The 16,307-nt window shown below is 39.9% G+C and carries 15 protein-coding genes; 6 read left to right on the top strand and 9 right to left on the bottom strand.

Features of this window, described 5'->3' with window-relative positions:
* Positions 1-476 precede the first annotated feature (476 nt).
* The 3 genes from P8O16_RS09125 to htpG form a co-directional block, all read right to left on the bottom strand.
* On the bottom strand, positions 477-1,340 hold the full coding sequence (locus tag P8O16_RS09125) for a CPBP family intramembrane glutamic endopeptidase (RefSeq protein ID WP_300313586.1): 864 nt from the start codon (positions 1,338-1,340) through the stop codon (positions 477-479).
* A 13-nt stretch (positions 1,341-1,353) separates the two neighbouring features.
* Positions 1,354-2,022: a hypothetical protein gene (locus P8O16_RS09130; RefSeq protein ID WP_300313589.1), complete on the bottom strand. Its 669-nt coding sequence runs from the start codon at positions 2,020-2,022 to the stop codon at positions 1,354-1,356.
* Positions 2,023-2,597: 575 nt separating this feature from the next.
* The gene (gene htpG, locus P8O16_RS09135) at positions 2,598-4,484 is read right to left on the bottom strand and encodes a molecular chaperone HtpG (RefSeq protein ID WP_300313591.1); all 1,887 of its coding nucleotides are present in this window, start codon (positions 4,482-4,484) and stop codon (positions 2,598-2,600) included.
* 233 nt (positions 4,485-4,717) lie between these two features.
* Between htpG and P8O16_RS09140 the strand changes: the two genes are divergently transcribed.
* From P8O16_RS09140 to ccsA (P8O16_RS09160), 5 genes are all read left to right on the top strand, one after another.
* A complete protein-coding gene (locus tag P8O16_RS09140; protein WP_300313593.1) occupies positions 4,718-5,383 on the top strand; it encodes a heme exporter protein CcmB in 666 nt (221 codons plus the stop codon).
* 412 nt (positions 5,384-5,795) lie between these two features.
* Complete coding sequence (ccsA, locus tag P8O16_RS09145) at positions 5,796-6,470, top strand: cytochrome c biogenesis protein CcsA (RefSeq protein ID WP_300313596.1); 675 nt, start codon at positions 5,796-5,798, stop codon at positions 6,468-6,470.
* Positions 6,471-6,473: 3 nt separating this feature from the next.
* Entirely contained in the window at positions 6,474-6,716 is a 243-nt protein-coding gene (locus tag P8O16_RS09150) for a CcmD family protein (protein ID WP_175574389.1), read from the top strand.
* A gap of 11 nt (positions 6,717-6,727) precedes the next feature.
* A complete protein-coding gene (locus P8O16_RS09155; RefSeq protein ID WP_075350093.1) occupies positions 6,728-7,144 on the top strand; it encodes a cytochrome c maturation protein CcmE in 417 nt (138 codons plus the stop codon).
* Between the two features lie 26 nt (positions 7,145-7,170).
* Positions 7,171-9,693, top strand: coding sequence for a cytochrome c biogenesis protein CcsA (gene ccsA, locus P8O16_RS09160; RefSeq protein ID WP_300313603.1), 2,523 nt, complete (start codon positions 7,171-7,173; stop codon positions 9,691-9,693).
* A gap of 294 nt (positions 9,694-9,987) precedes the next feature.
* Here the strand turns inward: ccsA (P8O16_RS09160) and P8O16_RS09165 are convergent, their stop codons facing one another.
* The 6 genes from P8O16_RS09165 to tpiA form a co-directional block, all read right to left on the bottom strand.
* A complete protein-coding gene (locus tag P8O16_RS09165) occupies positions 9,988-11,508 on the bottom strand; it encodes a GH3 auxin-responsive promoter family protein (RefSeq protein ID WP_300313606.1) in 1,521 nt (506 codons plus the stop codon).
* A complete protein-coding gene (gene lptB / locus P8O16_RS09170; RefSeq protein WP_300313609.1) occupies positions 11,508-12,245 on the bottom strand; it encodes an LPS export ABC transporter ATP-binding protein in 738 nt (245 codons plus the stop codon). The genes P8O16_RS09165 and lptB overlap by 1 nt, the downstream gene beginning before the upstream one ends.
* Before the next feature lies 1 nt (position 12,246).
* Entirely contained in the window at positions 12,247-13,971 is a 1,725-nt protein-coding gene (gene recJ / locus P8O16_RS09175) for a single-stranded-DNA-specific exonuclease RecJ (RefSeq protein WP_300313612.1), read from the bottom strand.
* Positions 13,972-14,073: 102 nt separating this feature from the next.
* Entirely contained in the window at positions 14,074-14,256 is a 183-nt protein-coding gene (locus P8O16_RS09180) for a hypothetical protein (RefSeq protein ID WP_300313615.1), read from the bottom strand.
* A gap of 1 nt (position 14,257) precedes the next feature.
* On the bottom strand, positions 14,258-15,085 hold the full coding sequence (gene prmA / locus P8O16_RS09185; RefSeq protein WP_300313617.1) for a 50S ribosomal protein L11 methyltransferase: 828 nt from the start codon (positions 15,083-15,085) through the stop codon (positions 14,258-14,260).
* Between the two features lie 3 nt (positions 15,086-15,088).
* Positions 15,089-15,850, bottom strand: coding sequence for a triose-phosphate isomerase (gene tpiA, locus P8O16_RS09190; RefSeq protein ID WP_300313619.1), 762 nt, complete (start codon positions 15,848-15,850; stop codon positions 15,089-15,091).
* A 71-nt stretch (positions 15,851-15,921) separates the two neighbouring features.
* Between tpiA and P8O16_RS09195 the strand changes: the two genes are divergently transcribed.
* Positions 15,922-16,307 (top strand): RecX family transcriptional regulator (locus P8O16_RS09195; RefSeq protein ID WP_300313622.1); only part of this gene is annotated, 386 nt, incomplete at its 3' end.

The raw sequence follows: 16,307 nt of genomic DNA on the forward strand, positions 1-16,307 counted from the left end.
GAGGTAAGCAACTTACGACCACTCGAGGTAAGTCGTGCATTTTTGATTAGTTCTTCGATCATTTTGTTCCTAGTTTAGGCAACAAAACCGGTCCAGTTATTTAAGCAATTAGGAACAAAATTCCTCACCTTCATCCCCCATAGAACAGAAATAAAATAAGGGTTGCAATACAACATCCTTTATTAAATAAATTCAAAAACATTATTTAATATTTCTAAAAGCCCTCTACCCCGAAAACTCAATCCAAACTTACCCCACGCCCATTTATAAAACCAACTATTTGTTTAAATTTTTTAGAAGAATTAGCTACCTTATTGATAATCAACGATCTTATTTTTAGTTCTCAATAAAATACAAAATTTAACTCCTTATTGTTCAATTGGTTGATGAAGTTTAAATTTTTAATTATAAACAGCGGGAGATTCTTGAGAAGTAGGAAACCGAACGTAAAATACAAGATTGGAATAGTTCACTTCCTACCTCCTAATAATCAGCGAATCCATTTCAAGGACTTTAATTAAGTCATACTTGACCAACTCGCTGCCATCTTGAGTTTCAAATCTGATTTCATACTTCATAAATGGTTCTGCAACTACAAAAGAATCCAAAAGACTTGGATCGACAATACCCAGAATATCCTGAAGATTCATATTATTAATGATCAGAGTATTTCCTTGAGGCTTATAAGATCCCGTATTGGAATCTAAAAAAGGAACTCTTTTCCATTCAAATTTATAATTATCTGCTTCAATGATTTTCAAATCTTCGGAAACAAATTGAAGTCCAAACAAAAAAATGATCCCTAAAACTAGGTTCCATGATCCATGAAATAGTACTGCCCACCAAAAGGATTTATTGATAATCACCCAACTAAAAATTAGAGCTCCAGAAAACGAAATTGCTAAAAATGGGAGCCAAGGCCATGAAAAATCAACCCCGGTAGGCAAATGATGTGAACTAAAAAAGAGAGCTGAAACAATAAGAAGAAGATCCAACACCCAAGGTAAATGGTAGTATTTATAGATAAAAAAAAGACTGTACAAAATGAGCATGAGAATAAAAACGGGGGTATTCCAGCCAGTCAAAACCAAACTCAATGGAGTTAGCAGAAGAAAGAGACCTTGAAGTACTTTACTATTTGTCAAAAACCCCCGGAATCTAACCTCTTCTAAGATCGGAGCTATCAAAACAGGAATAACAAATGCGACAACATAAAAACTTGAAAAGCTACTAGGTCCATTCGAATCCAAGGGTGGCATAACTTTAAAAAAAATCAAATAAAAAAGAGTCAGTGAAAGTATAATACTTCCACTGACAATTAACCAATTTCTATTTTTCATTTATATCAAAGGCTTAATTTGAAGGTGCTGGAGCTGGCATACATGTAACCGAGCAAGAACTTCCAAAAAACCCTTCTGTAAGTTCAACTTCTGGCACTCCGCCACCGTTCGCACATAGATTCATAGCCAATGCGCAATTACTATCCAAGTTATCTCCAATCGAGTCTAGTACAGCTTCAGCAAGTTTAATCAATGGTATTGCATAACACCATACGCATGTAACTCTTGAATTAACAGAACTCTCTGCATTATCTATAGGATAATTAAATGTAAGGTCTCTAAGAACTGTTCCATTACTGGCAATAACATCAAAAGTAACGACCCCATCTCCAGACTCTATAAAGTTAATAAACTTTAAAAATTCCCCTGTAGCTTCATTTTCAATAATATAATTACCCTCGGAAACACGAAAGTTCTGGTATCTATTTTCTTTATCAATATTTAATGACTCTTGATTATAAAAAAACTCATACCCCTTGGTTTTTTTAACAAATTTAGTGATGGTTTCATTGGCATTATTGTTAAAAACATAAGTCTTTTCACCTATCATTAAAACACCATTATTATCAGCTTTCATCGCTTCGGCTAGTTCGAAATTCACATCTTCTATTTCTTGGTTAAATTCGCAAGAAGCAAGAAAAATAAAGCAAATTATTTGGGAAACTAATTTTAAATTTTTCATAACAATTTTTTAAGTGACTAATAAATGAAAAAGTTTTCAGCGCTAAAAACTTGAACTAAACATACCCCCCCAATTTAAAAAACCAAATTTTTGGTTGAAATTCTTCAAGAGATTTAGTTAAGTGGCTGGTATTCTGCTTAATTATTTTTAGTTTGATGGAAGAATAAAATTCATAACTTACTATATTTCAATTGATTAATGAACAGACTTGTTTTAACCCGGATTATGCATTAGAATCTGTAGTGAGAGTTCAAACCACAAGAAAATCAAGCATTTAGCGAATGAGGCATAGCACCGCTAAGGTGATTGAGGTAAATGCAGCAAAGCGATTGATTTTGAAGCGGTTTGGGCTCGTAATAGGAGGCCTAATGCATATTTCGGGTTTAACTATAAACAGCGTAATTTCGAGTTTGAATGGTAGAAAACAAAAAATCCCCGAGGGTATCGGGGATTTTTGGATAACCTTTGAGGTCTCTTTTCGGACCTTCAAAGTTTAGTATGAATTGAATTAAAACCCTCGAGGAGATCTCTCAGTCGTACCTCCTTCGAGATGACACCTCAAGGGTTGATTCCAATTAAAGCATCTCTACGCTTCGCTTCACGAAGGCGGTCAAGTCCTTGCCGGTCAGCAAGCCTTGCGCAAGAAGTGCCAAATCAAAGGATTGCTTGGCCAGCTTGGTCTTTTCTTCTTCGCTTTCTGCTTTCAAGATTTTGTCAATCATTGGATGGTTTCCGTTGATGGCCACTTTGTATGCATCAGGTAGTGCTCCATAGAAGCTCATCGCTCCACCACCAGTCTGTGCCATTTCTTTCATTCGCCGCATAAACTCTTCCATCGTAATCGTCACCGGCATTTCTTCAGGGCTTAGCCCTTCGACTTCCACGGTGTAGGTTTTGTTGTCAATCGCTTTTTCGAAGAGTTCTTTGACTGCTTTGCTTTGCTCTTCGGTAAGCAGATTTGCATAGGTATCATCTTTTTGGATCAACTTCTCAGCCACATCAGCATCCACGCGCTTCAGTTGGGTTTTCTCCAACTTACTCTCCAGATTCTGAATAAAGTGACTATCGATCGGTGAGTCCATCACCAAGACATCATAGTCTTTCTTATTGGCAGACTGAATAAATCCATCCTGCTTATCTAAATCTGTCGCATAAAGGAAGATCGTCTGCTCATTTTTGTCAGTTTGTACCGGCTTCACTTTGCTTTGATACTCCTCGATCGTGAAAAATTCTCCGTTGGTATTCTTCAACAAAGCAAAGTCTTTTCCTTTCTCATAGAATTTCTCCTCGGAGATCATCCCATATTTCACAAACAGCCCGATGTCATTCCACTTGGATTCATAGGCTTTTCGATCTTTCTTGAAAAGTTCGGCCAGCTTATCTGCCACCTTTTTGGTGATGTAGCTATTGATCTTCTTCACGTTAGAATCTGCCTGCAGGAAGCTTCGTGACACGTTCAGAGGAATATCCGGCGAATCGATCACGCCATGTAGCAGCATCAAAAATTCCGGTACGATGTCTTTTACCTCATCTGTGATAAATACCTGACGGCTATACAACTTGATCTTATTTCGCTGTAGCTCAAATTCGTTTTTCACTTTTGGGAAATACAATACTCCCGTCAAGTTGAATGGATAATCCACATTCAAGTGAATCCAGAAAAGCGGATCCTCAGACATCGGATAGAGTTCCTTGTAGAACTTCAAGTAATCTTCGTCGGTGAGATCACTTGGAGACTTGGTCCAGATCGGAGCAGTGGTATTGATGATATTATCCACTTCCACAGACTTCCACTTCTTTTCACCTTTGTCATCCACACCATCTTCTACTGATTCGGTCTTGGTGCCAAACTTAATTGGGATAGGCAGGAATTTGGCGTATTTATCCAGGATTCCCTGAAGCTTCCACTTGTCCAGAAACTCTTCCGAATCTTTGTTGATGTGAAGGATGATATCTGTACCCCTAGTTTTGCGCTTTCCTTTTGAGATCTCGAAGCTCGTAGAACCGTCACAGGTCCACTTAGCTGCCTCGGCTCCTTCTTGGTAGGAAAGTGTGTTGATCTCTACTTTGTCGGCCACCATAAAGGCAGAGTAGAATCCTAATCCAAACTTACCGATGATCTCATTGGCATCTTTGGCATCTTTGAATTTCTCGACGAATTCCTCTGCACCGGAGAAGGCCACCTGATTGATGTACTTTTTGATTTCCTCGGCAGTCATCCCTAGACCGTTGTCAGAGATGGTGATGGTTTTCTTTTTTTCGTCAAAAGATACTTCGACAGTCGTATCTCCAAGTTCTCCGGTATACTGACCTAATGTCGCTAGTCTTTTGATTTTTTGCGTCGCATCGACCGCATTGGAGACAAGTTCCCGAAGGAAGATCTCATTGTCGGAATAAAGGAACTTCTTGATAATCGGGAAAATATTCTCGGTATGGATCGAGATCGTGCCTTTTTCTTGCATGGCTATAAATTGTTTGTTGTTAAAATTTCGATTTGTACCAAGGCCAATTGCAAGGGTTGTTCCACTTCGGAAAAAGTGACAAGATGACAGAATATAAATGAAATAGACCTTGTGAAATACAGCTTCGCTGAAATACGCCTTCGGCGAAATATTTCAGCGAACGAAGAGAGCTGTATTTCAACCGTATTTCCATTATATATCCATTAGGATTTTTTAATCCTTAATTTTGAAAAATGATTAAGGAGATTACTATTCTTATCCAAAAAGAGCTCACCCTCGAGTGGCGGCAGAAGTATGCATTAAATGGAATATTGCTTTATGTGGTTTCAGCGGTATTTATCACTTATTTGAGTGTAGGGGCAAAAGCTGGAAATCTCTCCATCAACTCCTGGAATGCCCTGTATTGGATCATTATCCTTTTTTCAGCGGTGAATGCAGTAGCTAAAAGCTTTATCCAGGAACATCAAGGTCGGCAACTCTATTATTATATGATTGCTTCGCCAGAGGCCATTATTCTTTCAAAAATCATTTACAATACCGGTTTGACCTTAGTCTTGGCACTGTTGGGTTATGGTGTTTTTTCGGTGATTTTAGGGAATCCAGTTCAAGATCAGGGATTATTTTTGCTCAACTTAGTTTTGGGAGCGATGGGCTTTTCTGCAACGTTGACGATGGTGAGTGGGATAGCTTCCAAAGCCGGAAACAATGCCACCCTGATGGCTATTCTAAGTTTTCCAGTGATTATCCCAATTCTTTTGATGGCGATTCGAATTTCAAAAAACGCCTTGGATGGACTGGATTGGAGTGTCAGCGCAGATAAATTGCTTGCATTACTTGCCATTAATGCAATCGTAGCTGTAACGGGATATATTTTGTTTCCTTACCTATGGCGTTCTTAAAACTTCATTATTCGAAATTCATCATTCGATGTTCAATATTGGAGATTGGAAAATTGTAAAATCTGATTATCAGCAATGATGCCAGTAGCCTTATTTTCTTTGTTTTACTGGCTGGAAGACCGATGACGGGTGACCGAAGCGGCCTAAAACCTAGAGTTTAACTGATTATTTGCTGCTTTAAGATCTTTACTGACAAAAAAGAGGATATACATATTGTAAAATTTAAAAATTAAACCAATCAAGAGTTGGAGTCAAATAATAATGATTGAAGTTCCTTGGATCTCGTACTTCGTAAATCGTAATTCTAAATTCTCCCTTCCCTTCTATCCCTTCCCTTCAAAAGACTTTAGAAAAACCGCCTTTTTCAGGAACTTATGACTTATTTTTGCGCTTGAATTAGCAAAAATACCCTATGCGCCAATCCTGGTGGAAAATTCTTGCAATTGCCCTCCTGCTTTATACCCTTACAGCAGGATTGCTGATGGACGTACCTCGTCTTCCAATTCTCAATGAGACTATCCGAGCCTTGCATTTTCACGTGACTATGTGGTTTGGGATGATCTTGATGCTAGTCGCCGCAGTTTATTACAGCATCAAATACCTTCGGACGAATGATATAAAATGTGATGATCTCGCGGTAGAATTCACCAATGCAGCGATTCTTTTTGGAGTGTTGGGAATCACCACCGGAATGCTTTGGGCAAAATTCACTTGGGGAGATTACTGGAGTGGAGATCCGAAGCAAAATGCTTCTGCGATTGGCTTGTTAATGTATTTCGCATATTTGATCTTAAGAAACTCATTGACAGATACGCAGCAACGCGCCAGAATTGGAGCCATTTATAACATTTTTGCTTTTGCAGCATTTATTCCTTTGATCTTTGTATTACCTCGATTGACAGATAGCCTTCATCCAGGAAATGGTGGAAATCCAGGCTTCAACGCCTATGATCTCGACTCCAAACTGCGAATGATTTTCTACCCGGCAATCATAGGATGGACGCTCTTAGGCACTTGGCTAGCCACCCTACGAGTACGTGCACGAAGAATCGAACGAACCTTGGAAGATCGCTTCCTTAATTCCTAACACATGAAAAAATTAGTAACAATCCTATTATTAGTTTTTAGCCTTTCTGCTTTGGCTCAAGAGAAAACTCCAGTGACCGAAGCGGATTACTCAAATAATTCCGTAGAAATGGCGGATGTGATGCGAACCGAAGGAAAAATCTATGTGTTGGTAGGTATTATTGTGATCATTTTCGCTGGGATTACCGTTTACCTGATCAACACCGATCGAAAGATCAGTAGATTAGAAAAGAATTTACCTGCATAAATCAGACTAAAATGAAGAAAGGACATATAATCGGACTTGGGATTATTGCTATTGCAATAGTAATTATCATGACTTCCATTGGCGATGCGAGTAGCTACGAAAGCTTCAATACAGCACTGGAAATGAAAAAAGATGGTGAAGACAAACCGATCCACGTAGTTGGTCAGCTCAAGAAAGATAGCAATGGCGAAGTCGTAGGCCTGAATGTTCGAGAGGATAAAGTATCCTTCACATTCATGCTAGTTGACAATGATGGAACTGAGCAAGAGGTATTTTACAATGAACCGGTACCGGCAGACTTCACCCGATCTGAATCTGTAGTAGTGATTGGAGCTTATAAAAATGAGGAGATATTCGTAGCGGATAAAATCCTGATGAAGTGCCCATCCAAATACCAAGAGACTGAAGTGCAGGCGGCAGGAATGTGAGTAGATTCAGCAGAATTCAATAAATCATGATCAACACCTTTGTAGGAAATCTTGGCCACTTGATGACCATTGTGGCTTTTGTAAGCGCAATAGTCACGGCTTATGCATATTATAATTACTTCAAAGCCAATGAACTTGAAAAAGCAAGTTGGCGAAGATTTAGCAGAATCAGTTTTGCCGTTCATGGCATTTCGGCAACGCTAATTGCATTTTCTCTTTTTGAAATTATCTATAACCATCGGTTTGAATATTTTTATGCGTATTCGCATTCAAGCAAAGCCCTGCCGGTTCATTACATGATCTCCAGTTTCTGGGAAGGTCAAGAAGGAGCATTTATCCTTTGGATATTCTGGAACGTGGTTTTAGGGGCTATTTTGATTCGAGTAAATAAGGTGTGGGAAGCACCGGTCATGATCGTTTTTGCACTGGTTCAAGCTTTCTTGGTATCGATGATTTTGGGTGTAGTGATCGGCGATTTGAAAATCGGGAGTTCACCATTTATCCTTCTTCGTGATGCTACACAAGCTCCGATCTTCCAGATGAATCCTGATTTCGTGCCGGAAGATGGTACGGGATTGAATCCATTGTTACAAAATATTTGGATGGTGATTCACCCTCCTACGTTATTCTTGGGTTATGCATCGACATTGGTTCCATTTGCTTTCTTGATGGGAGGATTGGTGACCAAGCGCTATTCCGAATGGATTCGTCCAGCTTTGCCTTGGGCGATTTTCTCTGCGATGATTCTTGGAATGGGGATTATCATGGGTGCTTATTGGGCTTATGTGACCTTGAACTTCGGAGGTTATTGGAACTGGGATCCAGTAGAAAACGCCGTCTACGTACCTTGGCTAATTATGGTCGCGGGAATCCACACGATGATCACTTTCAAGAAAAGTGCTACCGCGTTAAAAACTTCAATCGTCTTAGTAATACTGTCCTTTATTCTGGTCTTGTATGCTACATTCTTGGTTCGATCAGGCGTATTGGGAGACGCTTCGGTTCACTCCTTTACCGACTTGGGTCTTTCCGGTCAGTTGCTGATTTACATGCTTTTCTTTGCGGTAATCGCAACCTTCCTAGCTGCTAGAGCATGGAAACATATTCCAACTTCAGAGAAAGAAGCTTCAGTTTACTCACGTGAATTCTGGATTTTTATCGGAGCTACTACTTTGGGATTAATGGCTTTCCAAGTGATCTTACCTACTTCGATACCGGTATGGAATGCTTTAGTTGAAAGCTTTGGAGGAATCTCCAATATGGCCCCACCGGCAGATCAAATTGAGTTTTATACCAAATTTCAACTTTGGTTTGCGGTAGCATTGGCAATGTTAACGGCAGTAGGTCAATTCTTCTGGTGGCAGAAGATCGATGCGAAAGCACTGAAAGACGCTTTGGTTACGCCATACATCATTTCTGTTTTGATCTCTGCAGCGATTATTGTCCTGACGAAAGTTTATGATTGGCAATACATCATTGTGGTACTGGCTGGCACTTTCACTATTACAGCTAATTCAGTTATTCTTTCCAGATTGTTAAAAAAGTCCACCTTCAAATTGGCTGGCGGATCGCTGGCACATATTGGATTGGGAATGGTGCTGATTGGAATCATGTTTAGCTCAGGCTATTCTGATGTGATTTCCATCAATATGTCTGGACTGACTTATTCCAATAGCTGGGAAGATGAGTTGAACAAAGAGCACGTTTTACTTTGGATCAATAAGCCTACCCAGATGAAAGACTATACGGTAATCTACCGTGGTCGTAAGAAAAAAGTGGTGGGTATCCCAGAATATGTCCCTGCCAAAATACTTGAATCTACTGACAACGTTAACGAGGCTATCGCTTTAGCTGATTACAAAGATTATTTCAAAAAAGGGGAAATAGTCAATTTGGTACTCGAAGAAAATGACTATTTCAATGTTGAATACTATCAAAATGAGACGCTGAAATTCTCTTTGAATCCCATGTCTCAATTCAATGAAGGAATGGGAGGGTTGATTTCATCACCGGATTCTAAAATCTACATTGATGAGGATCTCTATACTTATGTAGCCGCAATGAACGATCATTCTGATCCTGACTGGAAAGAAGATGAAATCTATGAGGCTGCACCGGGGGAGCAATTCCATGTGGCTGACTTTGTGACTTATTTTGACGGAGCTGAAGTTCTGAAAGAAATTGAAGGCTATGTCTTGCAAGAAGGTGATGTGGCTGTAAAAGCCAAACTTCGGATTTTGGATTACGATGTGGAGAAGCTACTCGAGCCGACTTTCATCATCCGAAACAATCAAGTGGGGAAACTCCCTGTAATTGATACCGAACTTGGACTAAAAATCAGCTTAGAAAATATCCTCCCTGAAGACAATAAATTTGTTTTTAAGGTCAATCAATACCAGAAAGATTACGTGGTGATGAAAGCTATTGTGAAGCCTTATATCAATGTACTTTGGGTGGGAACCATCATTATGCTGATTGGATTCTCCGTGGCGATCTTCAGAAGATTTGATGAATTCAAAAAGATGCGGGATAAAGGATTAGAAGTTTAAAATAAAGTCAGAAGTCTCAATTGAGAAAGCTGAAAAACCCATAAAAATAAGCTCGGCGAACAGTCGGGCTTTTTTTTGATCTCGCGGCGGCATAGCGACCCAGAAAAATATAATTGGAAATATTCCTGAAGATCAGAAGTCTGAAAGCCCAAGTGAACAAGCTGAGATTAGAATTCAGAAAGCTTAAGTGAGAATTTAGAAAAATTTAAATCTTAGAACATATCAAATAGTAAGACTTTTAGATTTCTCCCTTTAACCTTCTCACTTTTTTTCCACTTTAGCCTTCTTACTTGTTTAACTCATCATCCCCAAGATTTCCTCCAAATAATCGCGACTATTTGAGAGTCTGGGTACTTTATGCTGACCTCCAAGTTTCCCCCGCTTTCCCATCCATTGCTCGAAAAGTCCGGTTGGAGCATGATGAATAATTGGAGCAACAAGAGCTAAATCTTTGTAGCGCTTCGCATCATAATCTGAATTGATCTCCCGAAGATGTTGATCCAACAAAGCATCAAATTTGGCCTTGTCAGAAGGTTCCTTTTGGAACTCAATGATCCATTCATGGGCTCCTTTCGCACTTGAATTTTCAAAATAAACTGGTGCTGCTGTGAAATTTGCGATCGTTGCATGAGTGTGTTCTGCAGCGTATTGAATAGCTTTCTCAGCATTTTCGACGATCACTTCTTCCCCAAAAGCATTGATAAAATGCTTGGTTCTACCAGAAATCCTAAATCGATAAGGGCTCGTCGAAGTGAATCTCACCGTATCCCCGATTTTATAGCGCCATAAACCGCCGTTGGTACTGATGACCATGGCATAATTAGTATCCACTTCCACCTCCCAAAGTGGAATCACTTTTGGATTTTCGCTCAGCCAATCTTCCATGGGAATAAATTCATAAAAAATCCCATAATCCAACAAAAGCAATAATTCATCAGAATCTTTCTGATCCTGAAGTCCAAAAAATCCCTCGGAAGCATTGTAGGTCTCCATGTAGCGCATTTTTTCTGAAGGAATCAACTCTTTGAAAAGGCTACGATAAGGTCCAAAAGCAACGGCTCCATGGAAGAAAATCTCCAAATTTGGCCAAACCTCTAAAATGTGATTTGCTTTCTTGAGTTCCAAAATGCGCTGCAAAAGCACAATAGTCCAAGTCGGAACGCCAGCAATGCAAGTAACGTCTTCATCCATAGTCTCCAGAGCCATTTTTTCGATTTTGGCTTCCCACTCACTCATGAGGGCGGTCTCTAAAGATGGAGTACGGACAAACTGAGCCCAAATGGGTAGATTCTGCATAATCACCGCAGAGATATCTCCAGCTCTTGCAGTTCCTTGAGGATTGAGTGGATTTTTTTCCAGAGTACCTCCGATAGTGAGGCTCTTTCCCGCAAAAAGCTTGGAATCAGGGTAATTTGCCACATATAAGGAAAGCATATCCTTTCCTCCTTTATAATGACACTCTTCAAGACTTTCTGTGGTGACAGGAATATATTTACTCCGACTGGAAGTAGTCCCAGACGATTTTGCAAACCATTCAATATCTGTGTTCCAAATAACATTTTGAGTACCCGTCATCGTTTTGTCGATGTAAGGCTTAAGTCCCTCATAATCATTTACTGGTACTTGATCAGAAAAGTCCTGGTATTTCTTTATCGAGGCAAAACCGAATTTTTTTCCAAACTCAGTTCGTTTTCCGGCTTCGATCAACTCTTTAAAAATTGTCTGCTGAACCTCAATAGGGTTTTTCTTAAAGTTTTCAATTTGACCTAACCGATTCTTAAAAATCCAGGTCATAAAGGTATTGAGGACCTCCATTAGTTAAAAATTTTACGTTTTAACTCAAATTGACTACCCAAATAGACCTTCCTTACCTGTTCATCTGCTGCTAATTCTTCTGCTGTTCCTGCTTTCAAAAGTTTTCCTTCAAACATCAAATAAGCTCGATCAGTAATGGAGAGTGTTTCATTCACATTGTGATCGGTAATCAGAATCCCAATATTTTTGGTTTTTAATTTTGCCACGATTGTCTGAATCTCTTCTACCGCGATCGGATCTACCCCAGCAAAAGGCTCATCCAGCAACACGAATTTTGGATCAACGGCCAGTGCTCGTGCAATTTCCGTACGGCGCCGCTCTCCACCGGAAAGCACCATTCCAAGATTCTTACGAACATGAGTCAGACTGAACTCTTCCAACAAGCTGTCTACTTTTTCTTTACGCTCTTGCTTGGGCATCTTAGTCATTTCCAGTACTGCCATGATATTTTCCTCCACAGAGAGCTTGCGGAAGACTGATGCCTCTTGAGCCAAATAGCCAATTCCAAGCTTTGCTCGCTTATACATCGGGAGGCTGGTAATATCATCTTGTTCCAAAAAAATCTTGCCTTCATTTGGCTGGATCAAGCCGACAATCATATAAAAAGAAGTGGTTTTACCCGCTCCATTTGGACCGAGTAATCCTACAATTTCTCCTTGATTTACATCCACAGAGATGTCATTGACCACACGACGGCCTTTGTATATTTTTACCAGATTTTCTGCTCTTAGGATCATATCAGTCAAATTTGATGTCTTTCACATAAAGTTGCAAGCTACTTTTATCCCGAAAGACATTTTGACGCATCTCTGCAACAATATCAAAACTCATTTTACTCTGAAGCATATTCACTGTAGTGAGCTCAGGATCTTTGGCCCGATCAGCCATTCCAAATCCCAGGCAAACTGGAGTCGTGACTTGCCCATCTTGTTCTATTTCAAATCTCAGATGCTTATCTTTCAAAACTGTTACATTCCTTGCTTTCACATTCGAAATTTTAAAGATCGGCTCCGTATTTCCTGGCCCAAATGGAGCCATCTGCTTCAAGATATTATAAAACTTGAAATTAATCTGATCTAAAAGTAATTCATCATCAACTTCGATGACGGGTTTCCGGTGAACTTCCTGAATTCTACTTTTTACAACAGCCTCAAATTTTGCCTGGAATGCAGGAACATTTTCCACTGAAAGTGTCAAGCCCGCGGCATACTTATGTCCCCCAAATTGCTCTAACAAATCAGAACATTCCGCAATTGCTTCATAAATATCAAAGTCTACAACCGACCGAGCACTTCCAGTTGCTTTGGAGTTGGACTCTGTCAGAATGATGGTAGGTCGATAATATTTCTCAATACAACGACTAGCAACGATTCCGATCACTCCCTTGTGCCAATCTTCTTTGAAAAGCACCGTTGAATTCCATTCGGCTCCTTCCTCTCGAATCGCTAACATCTCAAAGGCCTCTTTGGTGATATTCTCATCAAAATTACGTCGCGTCAAATTGACTTCATCAACCAATTTTGCACGCTCCATGGCAATATCAAAATCTGTAGAACTCAGCAACTCTACTGAAGCCTTTGCATGCTCCAGTCTTCCAGAGGCATTGATTCTTGGGCCAATTTTAAAAACGATATCAGAAATACCAACCTCCTTAACCAAGTTACTTTTAACCATCAACGCTTTTAATCCCGGTCTGGGATTAGTATTGATTCGATCCAAGCCATAATAAGCCAAGATTCTATTTTCGCCGGTAATCGGAACAATATCAGCCGCAATACTCACCACCACTAAATCCAGATAAGGATATAGCACAGAGTCATCCATGCACCGGGTTTTGGCCAGTGCCTGAATCAACTTAAACCCTACTCCACATCCGCTTAGTTCTTTATATGGGTAATTACAATCACTTCGCTTGGAATCCAGTACAGCTATTGCCTGAGGCAAAGTATCGCCTGGAGTATGATGATCACAGATTATAAAATCCACCCCGAGTTCTTTCGCTAAAGCTACCTTTTCGATTGCTTTGATACCACAGTCCAATGCGATGATCAATTTGATTCCCTCCTCAGCTGCGTATCTTACGCCTCGCTCCGAAATCCCATATCCTTCTTTATAGCGATCCGGAATATAAAAAACCACATTGGAATAAAAGTTTGTCAAAAAGCCGTAGACCAATGAAACTGCAGTTGTTCCATCGACATCATAATCTCCATATACCATGATCTGCTCATCATTGGCAATGGCTTCCTGAATTCGGGTCACTGCCTCTTTCATATCCTTCATCAAAAAAGGATCGTGAAGTTCACTAAGGCTTGGACGGAAGTACTCTTTTGCATCTTCAAAACTTCCCACCCCCCTATTGATCAATACATTAGCAAGAATCGGATTGACATTTATTTCTTTGCCAAGTTGATCGATTTCTGCTTGTGAGGTTTTGGGTTTTTGCTTCCAGATATACTCCATTTGGCTAAATTAGTAAAATCGGGGGCTTTAAGTGAATTGAATTAGTTTTAGCTCCTAAACGGGATCAAGCTTCTAAAGATTTCAATAACCTTTGAGAGGGTTTTAGCGGTTTTGGTACTGTTTCCAAAAATAGGCTGGAAAGATCAGCGCCTTGAGTTTCCAGTTATTTTTTTCATTTATACTCAAAGTTTGATCGCCATGTACAGTCCGATACATTTTTCCCGCCAAAAGACAGTGCCCAATCAGGGCCAAAAATAGAACGGCGTAAATAATTAGCTCACTCATACTAGTTTTTTTGAAGCACTAATGCAGCCCAGTTATCCTTGGATTGTTGAGTGATTAGTTTTAGTCCCAATTGATTGGCCAGTTTTTCCAAATCCTCCACATCATGTGTATAAAAGCCACTGAGCAAAAGATAGCCTTGATCAATCAGTAAGTCGGAATAAATCCCCATCTCATCCAGCAATACATTCTTATTGATATTAGCCAAGACAATATCAAAAGGCCCAGTCGGATTTACTTCTCGAATTGTCCCAAGACCCATACGGGTTTTTACTCCATTAAGATCAAAATTCTCATTACCATTGTCTACACACCAATCGTCAATATCAAATGCTTCAATCTGGCTGGCACCGAGTAGATGAGCCATGATGGCAAGAATTCCAGTTCCGGAACCTACATCGAGTACTCTTTTTCCTTGATGATCAATTGTCCCCTGATGATGTAGCATTTGGAATGTCGTGGCATGATGTCCTGTCCCGAAAGACATCTTTGGATTTATGACAATCTCATGCTTGAAACCAGGCTGTGAAGGATGAAATGATGCTCGAACATAGACCAAATCATCAACTGCAATGGGATCATAGTTTTTTTCCCATTCCGCATTCCAGTTGATTTTTTCCATTTTCCCTTCAGAAAGCTCGATTTGGGCAGCATCGGAATATCGAGAAACAACTTCATCAAAAGCACTTCGATCAAAATCTCCGGCAAGGGCATATGCATCGATTCCCTCCTCTGTCTCGAGAAAGGAATCGAATCCGATTTCGGAAAGTTCTGCTATAAGGATTTCCCGGAATTCCTCCAGGCATTTTATTTTAAACTCCAGGTAATCCATCGATTAGTATGACTTGATAATCTCTAAGAAATCTCTTGATTTCAACGAAGCACCTCCAATCAATCCCCCATCCACATCTGGCTTGGAAAGCAAATCAGCGGCATTTCCGGCATTCATACTTCCTCCATAAAGGATCGAAATATTGTTTGCGATATCTTTTCCATACTTAGATGCGATGTGTCTTCTGAGCGCAAGATGCATTTCCTGAGCTTCATCCGAACTGGCAGTTTTACCTGTTCCAATTGCCCAAATAGGTTCGTAAGCAATAACTACTTTTGCAAAGTCAGAAGCGCTCAAGTTGAAAAGACTATCTGTCAATTGAAATTTTACATTTGGCTCATGGGTACCTGCATTTCTGATATCAAGTGATTCCCCACAGCAAAAAATTGGCGTCAACCCATTGGCTAGAGCTGCTTTAACTTTTTCAGCAAGCATTTCATTGGACTCTTTGAAATATTCTCTTCGTTCTGAGTGACCAATAATCACATAGTTTACGCCAAAGGAAGCTAAGATTTTTGCTGAAACCTCTCCTGTAAATGCTCCTGATTCTTTTTCAGAGCAATTCTGGGCACCCACAAAAATCCCCGGTGTATCCCCGACCAACTTCTTTACAGGAAACAAATGTGGAAAAGGAGGGTTGAGAACCGCTATCACGTCTTTTATATTTTCGTCCTTGTACATATTGACGATCTCAGAAGTGAGTTTTTGACCTTCGTCAAAAGTGAGATTCATCTTCCAGTTTCCGGCTATTATTTTCTTGCGCATGATGAGGATTAAAATTTATTAGGTTTAACAAAAATAGATTTGAAAATTACTTTCCGTTAAAATTACGCAAAATGTCCAGTTGGGGAAAGTTTAACGAGGATCAGCCCTCAAAAAAGAATTGGTTGCTTGATGAAGCGTACGAAAAGTTGACCACTTTCTGTGCTTATCAAGAGCGATGTCCTTGGGATTTACGAAGAAAATTAGCGGAAAAAGGAATTCAAGATGAAAAAGCGGAGCAGCTCATCCAAGAAATGATTGCTGCGGAATATGTGGACGAAGAGCGCTATGCACGGTCATTTTGCCGAGGAAAATTCAGAATGAAAAAATGGGGAAAATCCAGAATCCAGCGTGAATTGAAAATGCGTCAAATCCCTGAGAAACTGATCAAGCTGGCAATGACTGAAATCGACCCCGTAGAATATTGGGACACGCTACTCAATCAAACCGAAAAGAAATG

Origin of the sequence: Algoriphagus sp. (assembly GCF_029254265.1) — a bacterium.
Taxonomy (GTDB): Bacteria; Bacteroidota; Bacteroidia; order Cytophagales; family Cyclobacteriaceae; genus Algoriphagus.